Below are 15,284 nucleotides of genomic sequence, written 5' to 3' on the forward strand. Positions count from 1 at the left end.
TCACATTAAACTCACTTAATGACTACTAGTCACTAAACTGAACTCAGTTGTTGTCTTTTCAGGATTAGCTTCTGGACTATCAGCTTCAGAAGGTGGAACCAATTGCCAGAATTTCGGCAAAAATTCTTGCCAGTTTTGCAGAATTTTCTTCGCCTTTGGTGAACCAGTTCGTTCTGCATGATTTTGGATTAACTCTTGCAGTTGTTTAGCACCTACTTCTGTAATCACCCGCTGAATTTTGACAATTTCTGGGTTGACTAACTCCCGAAATGAGTCCTCTTCATCCAAGAAGTATGCCAGTCCTCCAGTCATTCCAGCAGCTACGTTACGTCCTACTTTGCCAAGGACGACAATCACACCACCAGTCATGTATTCACAGCAGTGATCCCCAGCACCTTCAATTACTGCTACGCCTTTGGAGTTTCTGACAGCAAAGCGTTCTCCTGCTAGTCCGTTGGCAAATAACACGCCACCTGTAGCACCATAGAGGCAGGTATTGCCAACTATCACATTTTGTGATGCGTTATAGGTGGCAGCAGTTGGAGGTTTGATGATGATTTCACCACCATGCATCCCTTTACCTACGTAGTCGTTTGCTTCTCCTTCTAGGTTGAGAATTATGCCTGGGAGGTTGAAAGCACCAAAACTTTGCCCAACACTACCTGTGAAGTTGAGATTAATTTGTCCTTCAAAGCCACTGTCACCGTATTGAGAAGCGATCGCACCCGCTAATCTTGTGCCTACTGTTCTGTCAGTATTGACAATCGGGTAAGTCTTAGTAACAGTAGACTGATCCCTAATGGCAGCCTGAATTTCGGCATCGGCAAGAAACTTGTCATCTAAAACCACGCCGTTGCTGTGGACTTCTTCATGCACCAACCAGCTACGATTGTCTTTGCTATTTGGTAAATGAAGTAAACAGTCGAGATTCAGCGATCGCGTTTTGGTGAGTTTTGCTTCTGGGCGCAGTTTTAACAAATCTGCACGCCCAATGATTTCTGATAAAGAACGGTAGCCAAGTCGGGCTAACAAACTACGCACTTCTTCGGCTATGAAGTAGAAGAAGTTGACAACTTGTTCGGGTATTCCCGTAAACCGTTTACGGAGTTCTTCTTTCTGAGTAGCAACACCCTTCGGGCAGGTATTCAGGTGGCAAACTCGCGCCATGATACAGCCTTCAGCAATCATGGCAATGGAGCCGAAACCAAATTCTTCACCACCCATCAATGCACCTATTACCACATCCCAGCCACTCTTGAGTCCACCATCTACGCGTAAGATCACGCGATCGCGCAGGCTATTTTCCATCAAAACCCGATGCACTTCACTTAATCCGAGTTCCCACGGTGAACCAGCATGTTTAATCGAGCTAAGTGGCGATGCACCTGTACCACCATCATGACCGGAAATCTGAATGATATCAGCGTTGGCCTTAGCTACACCAGCGGCGATCGTGCCAATGCCAACTTCTGAAACTAGCTTCACTGACACCTTTGCTTTGGGATTAATTTGGTGCAGATCAAAAATCAGTTGCGCTAGGTCTTCAATTGAATAGATATCATGGTGTGGTGGTGGCGATATCAGCGTCACGCCTGCTTTAGAGCGCCTTAACATCGCAATGTATTGGCTCACCTTTGGCCCTGGCAGTTGTCCACCTTCCCCAGGTTTAGCACCTTGGGCAATTTTGATTTCAATTTGTTTGGCGTTGACGAGGTACTCCGGCGTGACACCAAAGCGTCCTGATGCAACTTGCTTAATAGCACTATAAGCTCGATCGCCATTACGCAATCCTTTTAAATGAGGTAGGGTTGGCGAGTGACCAGACTCGTCTACATCATCTAGAACTGTATAGCGTACTGGATCTTCGCCGCCTTCTCCAGAATTGGATTTACCGCCGATGCGGTTCATGGCGATCGCTAAAGTTTCATGAGCTTCTCTTGACAAAGCGCCTAAAGACATGCCTCCGGTGCAGAAGCGTTTGACTATTTCATATACCGATTCCACTTCTTCTAGAGGAACTGAAGGGCGATCGCCTTGGAAATCCAGTAAATCCCGCAAGGCTGTTACTGGTCTACCTTGGAGGTGCTTTTTGTAAACTTCGTAGTGGTTGTAGTCGTTGCCATCTAGGGCTTTATGCAGCGCCTTCACCATTTCTGGGTTATTGCTATGGTATTCGCCACCAGGACGGTATTGCACAAAGCCCAGGTTTTCTAACTTCGTGGTCGTCAGTTCTGGGAAAGCCTGGCTATGGAAGGAAAGCACTTCATCAGCTAGTTCACTCACACTCAAACCACCGATGCGGGAAGTCGTACCACGGAATCCCAATTGGATTAAATCTCCACCGATGCCAATAGCTTCAAAGATTTGGGCTGCTTGATAGCTGGAGAGCAGAGAAATTCCCATTTTGGAGAGAATTTTTAGCAAACCTGATTCCACTGATTTGCGATAGTTTCCTAAAGCTTGTTCGAGGGTGAGGGTGGGAATTTTTTGCACACCCATTAACTTTTGAGTTTTGGGATCAGACCACCAGTCACGCACCGTATCTAAAGCCATATAAGGGCAAACTGCACCAGCACCATAGCCAATCAGACAAGCAAAGTGATGGGTACTCCAGCATTGAGCAGTATTGACAATCAGGGATGTTTTCATTCGCAGCCCTTCCCGAATCAGGTGGTGATGCACCGCACCTACTGCTAATAAGGGAGGAATGTAGGTATATTCTGTGTTGATACTGTCATTGACACCATCGCTTAATATTAAAATCCTTGCACCTGCCCGGACTGACTCAGCGGCTTGTGCTTGTAAAGACTCCACAGCAGCTTTCAATCCTTCTGGGCCATTGGCGATCGCAAATAGGGTTGATAACTCAGCTGTGGCGAATCCTGACAGCTTAATCGCCTCTAATTCATCATCAGTCAACAGTGGCGATTCAAGTTTCAATCTCCGGGCATATTCTGGCTTGGGTTCTAATAAGTTACCCCGTTCACCTAGTTCGACTTTCAGAGACATGACTAGCTTTTCCCGCAGGGGATCGATCGCGGGGTTCGTCACCTGAGCAAAGCGCTGTTTAAAATAGTCATAAAGCAGGTGAGGCTTTTCTGACAGCACCGCTAAAGGAATATCATCACCCATACTGAAAGTTGGTTCCGAACCTGCGATCGCCATTGGATGAATCACCATTTCCACATCTTCTATGGTGTAGCCAAAGGCAGTTTGACGCTGAAGTAAGGTTTGCTTATCAATTTTGTCAGTTGTACTATGCCCGTTACCATTCTCAGCAGCCAGATGTCCATTTCCATTTCCATTTGACGACTGACTACTGACAATTTCTTTGAGTTCTTGACGGTACTGTTGCAGCCATTCTCCATAAGGGTGCTGCTTGGCGATGCGCCCCTTAATATCCCAATTCTTCAGCACTTCCTGATTTTCTAAATCCACAGCAATCATTTGCCCTGGGCCGAGTCTACCTTTCTCGACAATATCGGCTTCTGGGAAGTCCACGACACCAGCTTCCGAAGCTACAACAATGTAATCATCTTTGGTGATCAAGTAACGAGCAGGTCTTAAACCATTACGATCTAGAGTTGCACCAACTTTTTTACCATCGCTGAATACTAAAAGTGCTGGCCCATCCCACGCTTCTTGCAAACCACTGTAATATTCATAGAAATCAACAATTTCTGGATATTCACGTAAAGAAGGCTGATTTTGGTAAGCCTCTGGAACCATAATCATTAAAGCTTCCAAGGGGGTGCGTCCAGAACAAACCAGCAATTCCACTACGTTATCCAGGGTAGCTGAATCGCTGTTATCGATATGAACTAGTGGCTTGAGTTCCTGGATGCGATTATTCCACACTGAATGATTCAAGCCAGCTTCTCGTGCCATCATCCAGTTGATGTTACCCAATAAGGTATTGATTTCGCCGTTGTGACCTAAAAGCCGCATCGGTTGGGCGAGGGGCCACTTGGGCATCGTATTGGTACTAAAGCGGCGATGATAGACAGCAAAGGCACTTTTGTAAGCTGGATTTTTTAAATCGTCATAAAAGTTGCCCAAAACGGCAGAACGCACCATGCCTTTGTAGACAATTGTCCGGCTTGATAACGAGCAGATATAAAATTCTTCTGAGATTTTGGTTGCAATTTTACTAATTCGGCGGCGGGTAATATACAACTGCCGTTCCAATTCATCGCCGCTTTTGTCAACAGAAGCTAACAAAACTTGTTCAATTTGGGGTTGATTTTCTCTTGCTTGTACCCCCAGTAAATCAGATTGCACTGGCACTACTCGCCAACCCAATACAATCAATTTTTCTTCAGCAGCTACTTGCTCAACAGTTGCCCTAGCTTTTTGTGCTGCTTCTTGGTCTTGTGGGAGAAATATCATCCCCACAGCTATATTATCGGTGGATGGAAATTCCTTCCCCCTTTGGGCAAAGTCTTGTTGGAACAACTCCCAAGGTATTGCTGTCAACACTCCTGCACCATCACCAGAGTCTCGATCGGCGCTACAACCTCCCCGATGTTCTAAGCAGGTTAAAGCAGCTAAAGCTTTTTTGACAATTTCGTGGCTGGTATGATTCTGACGATGAGCAATAAAACCTACACCACAGGCATCTCGTTCCTCTACTAACCACTTTTGCCCCTGATAGGTATCTCTTGAGTTGATATCCACTGTGATTTTCTGGTCTTGATTCATCGGTTGATTATTCATACCCTGTTCCTGAAGTATTGAGTTACCAATTTTGCCACTACTTACGGGAAAAATTTTCTAAATTCCGCGATGGAGAAATATATAAGCACCGAAATTTAGGGAAAAAAAATTTTAACTTCGGTTTTACTTTCGTCGTTCACCCGTGTTAAAATAGTTGCGTATTGTTTATGTATTTATGCGGTGTTAGACAAGCTACCTCCGCCAAGACATTATTTTTGCCCTGACAGTTTCTTTTTTATATTGTGATGCTAAGTATTTTCTCAATCCCCTCTTTCCAGATGCACGCTAGTTACTCATAGAACCTATTTCGGCTCAAAACTAAAATTGAAGGCTGTACTATGTTTTAAAGCCGGAATCATCCCGATCCAGCAATAAAATCAGCGTATTACAATATATACCCATTTGACAATTCCCAAATATTGTTGTTGTCTAGAGTTTTGCTGCTTACCACTTGCCACATATATTACTATTGACCATACCTAACTGATAGTAGCAACGCTCAGTCAGGATTAAATATCATAATCCAGTTTTGATAACCAAAACTACCGTGTATAGTATGGTTAGAATTAGTGCTAGTTAAAACACTTGATTGCAGTGGCTTTGGCGTCTAAATAAATTAGTTAATTTCTATAAGAGATAAGTATCCAATATATAGATTAACATATTTATTCAAAAATAAAGTCATGTTTTCTTTATATTTGCCAATAATTAGTTTAGTTTATACCTTGGGTGATAGATTTCAAAAATACCTAGTAAATTATGGTAAAAATGCCGAATTGTTACCAATCAGGGATTAGCGATCGCAAATTTTTTCGAGCTACTGTGTCACCAATACTTTTGACAGTACTGTGCTTAATTACTACCTATCCTATCAACGCCCAGGAGTCACCAAAAACCACCAAATCAACACCTAAGCTAATCTCACAGTCATCGGCACCTCCAATAACAGGTTCGGTATCCTCTGGCAATCAAATTTCCCTCAATGGTCGTACTTTACCAGGAACTTGGTTGCAACAACCTGGAAAATCTGGTCAGATGACAACTCATCTCAGTGATGGAGCATTCAGGCAATTAATTGGAATAAATTTCTTAAACAGTAGTAATTCAGCGAAGCAACCAATACAGTGGTTTTCGTCGGTGACAACGCCACAGGTATTAGCCGCTAGGCTACTAGGAGCATATCGCTATCTGGATATTACTAATTTTGCTCAAATATCGGGATGGCAAATTCAAGCGAATGGTAACACTTTGGTGATTGCTACCCCTAAAACACAAATCACAAATATTGTTCAGAGTCAGGAACCTCCAGAGGCGAGTGCGCCTTTGCAACAGACTCGGATACTTGTCGATTTAGATCGTCCCACTCCCTGGCAAGTTGCACAAGGTTCTGCGATCGCCAAACCGCAAACTCCATCTTCCGATCCAGATACGCCAACCCCAAAATCCACCACACCGCCAAATCGAGAGTGGATAGTTACCCTGGATGGAATAGCCGATCCCGTTTTGATAGAACGCCATACCCCGAAGCCACCAGCAGCACCACCAACATTACTGCCAAATCTGCTCAAACAATTATTACCAACTACACCAACACAACCAATACCATCACCCCCTGAACCACTGATTCAAAAAGTGGAGGTGCTGAAAAACCAAACGATTATTAGTTTGAGCGTTCCCTTTGGTCTATTGCCTCAAGTTAGTACTGTCGCTAACCCCAATCGCCTGATTATCGATATTCGACCCGATCCTTTAGAAGAGCGGGATATTACTTGGGCCCCAGGATTGCGCTGGCGACAGCATTATGTAAACTTGGGCACAGAACGCTTTCCGGTGGTCTGGCTAGAAGTTAATCCCCGTAAATTTGGGCTAACCTTGAAACCGATGTGGGCTAGTCCTGATGGGCTTGCGGGTACTGCTCCCTTGATTCAAACAGCCCAACGTTACTTAGCTGTCGCTGGAATTAATGGTGGTTATTTTAACCGTAACAACCGATTGCCATTGGGTGCGATTCGTCGAGATAATCAGTGGTTATCAGGCCCCATTTTGAATCGAGGTGCGATCGCTTGGAATGATTCAGGCCAATTTTACTTTGGTCGTCTCACCTTAGAAGAAACTTTAATCGCAGCAAATGACCAGCGCCTACCAATTCTGTTTCTCAACAGCGGTTACATCCAGAGTGGCATTGCTCGTTATACTCCAGCTTGGGGATCAACTTACACGCCCCTGACGGATAACGAAATTATTTTAGTGGTACAGAAAAACCAAATTACTCAACAGTTACCAGGCGGCAAAGTTAGTGGTACAGCAGTTCCCATTCCCCTGGATGGCTACCTGCTAACCTTACGCGCTAACGCTACTAGTGCTGCCTCCCAGCTACCTATTGGAAGCACAGTCAGCATTTCCAGCGCCACTACTCCAGTTGATTTTAGTCGTTATCCCTACATTATCGGGGCAGGACCGCTATTAGTCCAAAATCGTCAAGTTGTCCTTGATGCCAAAAGCGAAAAATTCAGCAATGCCTTTATTGCCGAAAAAGCTATTCGTAGCGGTATTTGCACAACGACAACAGGCACACTAATGATTACTGCTACCCATAATCGTGTCGGCGGTTATGGGCCTAATTTGGCAGAACACGCCCAATTGATGCAACTCATGGGCTGTGTAGATGCCCTAAATTTGGACGGCGGTAGTTCTACCAGCCTTTATTTAGGAGGGCAACTACTCGATCGATCGCCTAGTACAGCTGCTCGTGTTCACAACGGAATTGGTATTTTTCTACAACCACGAAAATGAGGTAATAGAAAAAACTCAATCCCCAGTCCCCAGTCCCCAATCCCCAATCCCCAGTCATTTTTTAAAGTTTAGAACAAGCTGCTATTTTGCTTGATGAAGACTTGGTGTAAACATCAGAATTTTAGTAGTGACAGTTTACACCATCAGGTTTGATTTTGCTATGTTTATCAAAGTGCGACAAAATTGCTGATTTTCAAGGTTGCAAGATAACGCCAGATTTTTTATCAATAGTTAAGAGTACCAACGGTTTGTTATGTCTTCAAATGAGGTAACTATGGCTCGATATCAAGAAACTACACAGACTGAAACTCTACACCTACCTCCAGCCATCACTTCTAGGGGCGTTGCTGCAACTGAATTACGTCCTTGGGGTGCTTTTACAGTTTTGGAAGAAGGGCGCGGATACAAAATTAAGCGCATCGAAGTTAAGCCCGGACACCGCCTCAGTCTACAAATGCACCATCACCGCAGTGAACATTGGATTGTTGTCTCTGGTACAGCTAGAGTAGTTTGTGGCGAGAAAGAAGTCCTACTGAGCAATAATGAGTCAACTTATGTACCCCAATGTACATCTCATCGTTTAGAGAATCCTGGCGTTATCCCCTTGGTGTTGATTGAAGTCCAAAATGGCGAATACTTGGGAGAAGATGATATTATCCGCTACCAAGATGACTATGCTCGTACCAAAGATTAAAACCAAAAGAACGCTATTAAAGCTTTAATCTTAAAGCTAATTCGTGTAAACCGTCTTTGTAAACGAACTACTACACCCCGGAAGTCCCTACCTAGTTAAGGTGGGGGCTGAAATATGTTAGTGTTATAAATGTAGTAATAGCGATCGCGCTCATGCCTTAGGTGATTTAGAATTTTGCATAAGCAAAGGTCAACCCATCTGTAAAATGGAAGATGGGGTATTCAATTGCAAAAAACGAGTTCCATGATTCATCTGAGTCAAGCAGCCGTGAGTGAAATTGGGCGCATAAAGTCCAAACAACAGCCAAATGTCTTGTTTCGATTGGCAGTAAAACCAGGTGGTTGTTCCGGGTTATTTTATGATATGTCCTTCGATGAAGCAATAAAAGTTGGCGACCAGGTTTTCGACTTGGATGAAATTCAAGTAGTTATAGATGCCACAACCTTAAATTACCTCAACGGTTTGAGGGTGGATTATTCAGAAGACTTAATGGGTGGTGGTTTTCGCTTCCACAATCCCCAGGCGATCGCGACCTGTGGCTGTGGCAATTCCTTTTCCTTAAGTCATTAGTGATTGAGCATTAGTCAAAAAACAGATGTTCAATCACTAAGGAAAAATCACAATTGACATAAAGCCGTAAAAAAAGATATAATCAGGATTTGTTAAAACTTAGACCATAAGCAGCTTTACGCGCTGTAACTCATGCCAACAATACAGCAGCTAATACGAACTGAGCGCGAACAAGCGCGTCAGAAAACCAAGTCCCCTGCTCTGAAGCAATGCCCCCAACGTCGGGGAGTTTGTACCAGAGTATACACGACCACACCAAAAAAGCCTAACTCAGCCCTACGCAAAGTAGCAAGAGTCAGACTTACCTCTGGATTTGAAGTTACAGCTTACATTCCAGGCATTGGTCACAACTTACAAGAACACTCAGTTGTGATGATTCGTGGCGGTCGGGTTAAGGATCTACCAGGCGTGAGATACCACATTATCCGTGGCACCTTAGATACAGCCGGAGTCAAAGACCGCAAGCAAGGCCGTTCCAAGTATGGAACCAAGCGGCCTAAAGAAGCGAAAAAATAGGATTAGGCGATTAATCGCATCCAACACGATTAATCGTCTACCTTAAAAGCATCGCCGTCTGTGTTCTAACAGCAATTATGTCTGTTTAAAAAAATCAAGCAAGCTACACCTACACTAAGCGAGCAAGTGTAGAAGTTCTGAAGAGAAGGCTGTAACTGACAGCGAATTTCTCATCTGAACATTAAAGTTTATAATCTTGTCGCCTTGAGTATTTAGTTGCAGGTAGCAAGTCAATGAATTTTAGATTTTAGATTTGCGATAGCGTAGCGTTAGCGAGTTATCGAGCGTCTTTTGGATTAGCTGAACCCACAAGGGAATTAGGCTTACAGACTTTTGATTTGTTCAGATCCTTGAGATCGGAATATATACCGAAAACTTTTAATCCAAAATCCAAAATCCAAAATCCAAAATTGACAGTCAATAAGTCAGCCTTGCTGCAACGGTCGAAAAAATTGAGGAAGTCTGAGGGTTGGGTTCTACCGCTTTTAGTTTCCGGTGTCTGATAGCATATAATTTCGTTGCCAATTCCGAATTAAAGGTGAAGTATGTCTCGTCGTGGTGTTATTCAAAGGCGCCCAGTTCCGTCTGACTCTGTATATAACAGTCGCCTTGTCAGCATGATTATCAGACGGATTATGCGTCATGGCAAGAAATCGCTTGCCGCACGCATTGTTTATGATGCCTTAAAAACTATTGAAGAACGCACTGGTGCTGGTGCCTTAGAAACTTTTGAAAGAGCAGTGCGAAATGCCACGCCTTTAGTAGAAGTAAAGGCTCGGCGAGTTGGTGGAGCAACCTACCAAGTACCAATGGAAGTGCGGACAGAACGGGGTACTACCCTAGCACTGCGTTGGTTAGTGCAATATTCTCGCTCAAGACCAGGCCGGACAATGGCCAGCAAATTGGCAAATGAGTTAATGGATGCTGCTAACGAAACTGGCAATGCCATTCGCAAACGTGAAGAAACACACCGGATGGCGGAAGCTAACAAAGCATTTGCCCACTATCGTTACTAAGTAAAAAAGCGATATATCGCCTTGCCGAAGCGGTATATCGTGGATTTACAAAAAAGACGGTTTTCCGTAAAAGTATAGAATCTTAACAAAGAGTAATATACAAGATATCATGAGGCAAAAACTATAGGAGGTAGCTGTGGCACGCACGATCCCGCTAGAGAAAGTACGCAACATTGGTATTGCGGCGCATATAGATGCGGGCAAAACAACAACAACAGAGAGAATATTATTTTACTCTGGGATAATTCATAAAATTGGCGAAGTTCATGAAGGAACTGCCGTCACAGACTGGATGGAGCAAGAGCGGGAACGGGGAATTACCATTACTGCCGCTGCGATCAGTACCAGCTGGAAAGATCATCAAATTAACATTATCGATACTCCTGGTCACGTAGACTTCACAATTGAAGTTGAGCGCTCCATGCGCGTGTTGGATGGTGTAATCGCAGTATTTTGTTCTGTGGGCGGCGTGCAACCGCAGTCTGAGACAGTCTGGCGACAAGCAGAACGCTACAAAGTTCCTCGGATCGCCTTTATCAACAAGATGGATCGCACCGGAGCGAACTTTTATAAAGTTCACGAGCAAATTCGCGATCGCCTGCGGGCGAATGCGATCGCCATTCAATTACCCATTGGTAGTGAAAACGACTTCCGAGGTATTGTTGACCTAGTACGGCAACGTGCGTATATTTACGCTAATGACCAAGGAACCGATATTCAGGAAACTGATATCCCAGAAGAACTACAAGCGCAGGTAGACGAATTCCGCACCAAGCTCATAGAAGCCGCAGCAGAAACTGATGATGCTTTGATGGCTAAGTACTTCGACGGCGAAGAACTTACAGAACAGGAAGTTCGGACTGCCCTGCGTAAAGGCACAATTGCGGGGACAATTGTACCAGTACTTTGTGGTTCGGCATTCAAAAACAAAGGCGTGCAATTGATGCTGGATGCCGTTGTCGATTACCTGCCAGCGCCAAGTGAAGTACCACCAATTCAAGGCTTACTGCCTAATGGCGATACTGTTGAGCGGCGGGCTGATGACAACGAACCCCTAGCAGCTCTGGCATTCAAGATTATGGCTGACCCTTACGGTCGCCTGACATTTGTTCGCGTTTATTCTGGTGTCCTGAAGAAGGGCAGCTACGTTCTCAACGCTAGTAAGAATAAAAAAGAACGGATTTCCCGCTTAGTTCTCATGAAAGCAGACGATCGGCAAGATGTCGATGAACTGCGAGCGGGTGATTTGGGAGCAGCTCTGGGATTGAAAGACACCTTGACAGGTGACACGCTCTGTGATGATGGATCGCCAGTAATTCTGGAATCACTATTCATTCCTGAGCCTGTAATCTCGGTAGCGGTTGAACCCAAAACCAAGAACGACATGGATAAGTTGTCCAAGGCTCTGCAATCTCTCTCAGAAGAAGACCCCACCTTCCGTGTCCGTGTCGATCCCGAAACAAACCAAACCGTGATCGCAGGAATGGGAGAGCTACACCTAGAAATTCTAGTAGACCGGATGTTACGAGAATTCAAGGTGGAAGCGAATGTAGGTGCGCCGCAAGTAGCTTACCGAGAAACAATTCGGAAAGCTGTAAACAAAGTTGAGGGCAAATTCATCCGCCAAAGTGGTGGTAAAGGTCAATACGGTCACGTTGTAATCAATTTGGAGCCTGGAGAACCTGGTACTGGCTTTGAGTTCGTTTCCAAAATTGCTGGTGGTTCAGTACCTAAAGAGTATGTTGGCCCCGCAGAACAAGGAATGAAAGAAAGCTGCGAATCCGGTGTTCTTGCTGGATATCCGTTAATTGACGTTAAAGCGACGCTAATTGATGGGTCATACCACGATGTAGACTCTTCGGAAATGGCTTTTAAAATCGCTGGTTCAATGGCGATGAAAGAGGCTGTGCTGAAAGCTTCACCCGTCCTCTTAGAGCCTATGATGAAAGTTGAGGTTGAAGTTCCTGAAGACTATATCGGGAACGTCATTGGCGACCTCATCGCCCGCCGGGGGCAAATTGAAAGCCAAAGTACCGAACAGGGACTTGCTAAGGTCGCATCCAAAGTTCCACTGGCGACCATGTTTGGCTACGCCACTGATATCCGGTCAAAAACGCAAGGTCGGGGTATCTTCACGATGGAGTTCAGCCACTACGAAGAGGTGCCTCGCAGCGTAGCTGAAACTATCATTGCAAAAAGCAAAGGGAACGCTTAGTTAAAATAAGGAAATGAGCATTCATGGCACGCGCAAAGTTTGAAAGAAATAAACCCCACCTCAATATTGGTACTATTGGCCACGTTGACCACGGTAAAACCACGTTAACAGCAGCCATTACTATGACCTTGGCAGCTCTTGGTCAAGCTACAGCTAAAGGCTACGACCAAATCGATAACGCGCCAGAAGAAAAAGCGCGGGGTATTACCATCAATACTGCTCACGTTGAGTATGAAACCGAAACTCGGCACTATGCTCACGTAGACTGTCCAGGCCACGCTGACTATGTGAAGAACATGATCACCGGCGCGGCTCAGATGGATGGTGGCATCCTCGTAGTAGCTGCTACCGATGGGCCTATGCCCCAGACTCGCGAACACATTCTGTTAGCAAAACAAGTGGGTGTTCCCAGTCTGGTTGTATTCTTGAACAAAGAAGACTTAATGGATGACCCAGAACTCTTGGAACTAGTAGAACTAGAACTAAGAGAACTGTTAACCAGCTATGATTTCCCTGGCGATGATATCCCCATTATCAAAGGCTCTGGTCTGCAAGCTCTCGAAGCAATGACCAAGAATCCTAAGACCAAAAAAGGTGAAAATCCTTGGGTAGATAAAATCTACGAATTGATGGATGCTGTGGATTCTTTCATCCCCACTCCTGAGCGGGATGTTGATAAGCCCTTCCTGATGGCTGTAGAAGACGTGTTCACCATCACAGGTCGTGGTACTGTGGCGACTGGACGGATTGAACGTGGAAAAGTCAAGGTTGGCGATACTGTCGAGCTAATTGGTCTGAGAGACACTCGTAGTACCGCCGTCACCGGGATTGAGATGTTCAAGAAGAGCCTCGAAGAAGGTCTGGCTGGAGATAATGCAGGCGTACTACTGCGTGGTCTGAAAAAGGAAGATATTGAGCGCGGTATGGTGATAGCCAAACCAGGTTCAATTACACCTCACACTCAATTTGAAGGGGAAGTGTACGTCCTCACAGAAAAAGAAGGTGGCCGTAAGACTCCATTCTTCGCTGGCTACCGTCCCCAGTTCTATGTACGTACAACCGATGTAACTGGTACTATCAAAGGCTACACCTCAGATGAAGGTAAAGAAGTAGAAATGGTGATGCCAGGCGATCGCATTAAAGTGACAGTAGAATTGATCAACGCGATCGCTATTGAACAAGGAATGCGCTTCGCTATCCGCGAAGGTGGTCGCACCATCGGTGCTGGTGTTGTCTCCAAAATTTTGAAGTAGCACCTTTTTGCTCATAATGAAGGAGCAGAGATGGTATTTATTGTGCCTCTCTGCTCCTTTCTCTTCCCTCTATAAATAAGGTCATAGGTTACAGGGGATAGGTAATAGTTTTCTGTAACCTTATAACTTGTAACCTTTAACCTGTAACTATTCCCCTAATTACGCAGAACCTGGAAAATTAAAGATGGCAACTCTACAGCAGCAGAAGATTAGAATTCGCTTACAAGCCTTTGATAGGCGCTTATTAGATACATCTTGCGAGAAGATTGTAGACACAGCTAACCGCACCAACGCTACAGCTATAGGCCCAATTCCTTTACCAACAAAACGCCGAATCTATTGTGTGCTGCGATCGCCTCACGTAGATAAAGATTCACGGGAACACTTTGAAACCCGTACTCATCGCCGGATTATTGACATTTACCAGCCCTCTTCTAAGACTATTGATGCCCTGATGAAATTGGATCTACCATCGGGTGTAGATATTGAAGTCAAACTTTAATTTAGTCATTGGTCATTGGTCATTTGTCATTGGCAAAGGACAAAGGACGAAGGACAAAAGACAAATAACATTAGTATGAATATTTGGACAGCCCTGAAGAAATATATCTCAGGGCTTTTCTTTAGCTAGGAAACAAATGATAGAATGTAGAAAAAGTACGGGAAAAGCAGAGAAAAATTATTTTTTAAGATTAAGTTTATACCAAAGTAACAATGACATCATCTTCTAAAATTGCAGTTCGCGAACTACCTCTGTTCCCGTTACCCGAAGTAGTTCTGTTTCCTACCAGGCCATTACCTCTGCACATCTTTGAATTTCGCTACCGAATCATGATGAACACGATTTTGGAGAGCGATCGCAGGTTCGGGGTTTTGATGTTCGATCCAGTCAAAGGTACGATTGCAAACACTGGTTGCTGTGCTGAAATCATTCATCACCAGCGGCTACCAGACGATCGGATCAAAATGATGACTTTAGGGCAGCAAAGATTTCGTGTATTAGAGTATGTTCGTGAAAAGCCATACCGCGTTGGTTTAGTGGAGTGGATTGAAGACCAACCACCAACTAAAGATTTACGACCTTTATCTTCTGAAGTAGAACAACTGCTGCGAGATGTTGTGCGTCTGTCAGCTAAATTAACCGAACAAAATATCGAACTGCCAGAAGATTTACCCGATCTCCCAACAGAGTTATCTTATTGGGTAGCTAGTAACCTTTACGGTGTCGCCGCAGAGCAGCAGTTATTGCTAGAAATGCAAGATACTGTAACTCGTCTAGAGCGGGAAGCAGAAATTTTAACCTCTACTCGTAATCACTTGGCAGCTCGCGCTGTTCTTAAAGATACATTTAGTGAAAAGTGAGGAGTTAGGAGTTAGGAGTTAGGAGTGAAGAGTTAGGAATAAATAACAAAAAATAAAAGATTGGCAACTTATAATTTATATTCCCTACCTGATAACTAATAACTGATAACTCGTAAATCCTAACTGATAATTATTAACTCCTAATTCAT

At 44.4% G+C, this 15,284-nt stretch carries 10 protein-coding genes; 9 read left to right on the forward strand and 1 reads right to left on the reverse strand.

The window, feature by feature from the left end; translation table 11 throughout:
• Nucleotides 1-15: 15 nt before the first annotated feature.
• Nucleotides 16-4,716, reverse strand: a complete 4,701-nt coding sequence (gene gltB, locus FD723_RS23855) for a glutamate synthase large subunit (RefSeq protein ID WP_179067580.1) — start codon at nt 4,714-4,716, stop codon at nt 16-18.
• A 768-nt stretch (nt 4,717-5,484) separates the two neighbouring features.
• Here gltB and FD723_RS23860 point away from each other — a divergent pair.
• The 9 genes from FD723_RS23860 to FD723_RS23900 all read left to right on the forward strand — a co-directional run bounded on the left by FD723_RS23860 (nt 5,485) and on the right by FD723_RS23900 (nt 15,135).
• Nucleotides 5,485-7,509, forward strand: coding sequence for a phosphodiester glycosidase family protein (locus FD723_RS23860; protein WP_256874912.1), 2,025 nt, complete (start codon nt 5,485-5,487; stop codon nt 7,507-7,509).
• Nucleotides 7,510-7,783: 274 nt separating this feature from the next.
• Nucleotides 7,784-8,203 (forward strand): cupin domain-containing protein, encoded by a 420-nt coding sequence (locus FD723_RS23865; RefSeq protein WP_069070111.1) that lies wholly within the window; start codon nt 7,784-7,786, stop codon nt 8,201-8,203.
• Nucleotides 8,204-8,446: 243 nt separating this feature from the next.
• On the forward strand, nt 8,447-8,773 hold the full coding sequence (locus tag FD723_RS23870; protein WP_179069257.1) for an iron-sulfur cluster assembly accessory protein: 327 nt from the start codon (nt 8,447-8,449) through the stop codon (nt 8,771-8,773).
• Between the two features lie 132 nt (nt 8,774-8,905).
• Nucleotides 8,906-9,289, forward strand: coding sequence for a 30S ribosomal protein S12 (gene rpsL, locus FD723_RS23875; RefSeq protein ID WP_015214573.1), 384 nt, complete (start codon nt 8,906-8,908; stop codon nt 9,287-9,289).
• Between the two features lie 545 nt (nt 9,290-9,834).
• Entirely contained in the window at nt 9,835-10,305 is a 471-nt protein-coding gene (gene rpsG, locus FD723_RS23880) for a 30S ribosomal protein S7 (RefSeq protein ID WP_069070112.1), read from the forward strand.
• Between the two features lie 136 nt (nt 10,306-10,441).
• Nucleotides 10,442-12,520 (forward strand): elongation factor G, encoded by a 2,079-nt coding sequence (gene fusA / locus FD723_RS23885; RefSeq protein ID WP_179067582.1) that lies wholly within the window; start codon nt 10,442-10,444, stop codon nt 12,518-12,520.
• 23 nt (nt 12,521-12,543) lie between these two features.
• The gene (tuf, locus tag FD723_RS23890; RefSeq protein WP_179067583.1) at nt 12,544-13,773 is read left to right on the forward strand and encodes an elongation factor Tu; all 1,230 of its coding nucleotides are present in this window, start codon (nt 12,544-12,546) and stop codon (nt 13,771-13,773) included.
• 184 nt (nt 13,774-13,957) lie between these two features.
• A complete protein-coding gene (rpsJ, locus tag FD723_RS23895) occupies nt 13,958-14,275 on the forward strand; it encodes a 30S ribosomal protein S10 (protein WP_008232935.1) in 318 nt (105 codons plus the stop codon).
• A 212-nt stretch (nt 14,276-14,487) separates the two neighbouring features.
• On the forward strand, nt 14,488-15,135 hold the full coding sequence (locus FD723_RS23900; protein WP_099099764.1) for an LON peptidase substrate-binding domain-containing protein: 648 nt from the start codon (nt 14,488-14,490) through the stop codon (nt 15,133-15,135).
• Nucleotides 15,136-15,284 lie beyond the last annotated feature (149 nt).

Source organism: Nostoc sp. C052 (assembly GCF_013393905.1).
In the GTDB taxonomy this organism is placed as follows: Bacteria; Cyanobacteriota; Cyanobacteriia; order Cyanobacteriales; family Nostocaceae; genus Nostoc.

What these genes read in the sequence shown, in the direction of transcription:
- rpsL (WP_015214573.1), top strand. Translation starts at nt 8,906, where the DNA reads ATGCCAACAATACAGCAGCTAATACGAACTGAGCGCGAACAAGCGCGT.
- gltB (WP_179067580.1), bottom strand. Translation starts at nt 4,716, where the DNA reads ATGAATAATCAACCGATGAATCAAGACCAGAAAATCACAGTGGATATC.
- FD723_RS23865 (WP_069070111.1), top strand. Translation starts at nt 7,784, where the DNA reads ATGGCTCGATATCAAGAAACTACACAGACTGAAACTCTACACCTACCT.
- FD723_RS23900 (WP_099099764.1), top strand. Translation starts at nt 14,488, where the DNA reads ATGACATCATCTTCTAAAATTGCAGTTCGCGAACTACCTCTGTTCCCG.
- FD723_RS23860 (WP_256874912.1), top strand. Translation starts at nt 5,485, where the DNA reads ATGCCGAATTGTTACCAATCAGGGATTAGCGATCGCAAATTTTTTCGA.
- tuf (WP_179067583.1), top strand. Translation starts at nt 12,544, where the DNA reads ATGGCACGCGCAAAGTTTGAAAGAAATAAACCCCACCTCAATATTGGT.
- rpsG (WP_069070112.1), top strand. Translation starts at nt 9,835, where the DNA reads ATGTCTCGTCGTGGTGTTATTCAAAGGCGCCCAGTTCCGTCTGACTCT.
- FD723_RS23870 (WP_179069257.1), top strand. Translation starts at nt 8,447, where the DNA reads ATGATTCATCTGAGTCAAGCAGCCGTGAGTGAAATTGGGCGCATAAAG.
- rpsJ (WP_008232935.1), top strand. Translation starts at nt 13,958, where the DNA reads ATGGCAACTCTACAGCAGCAGAAGATTAGAATTCGCTTACAAGCCTTT.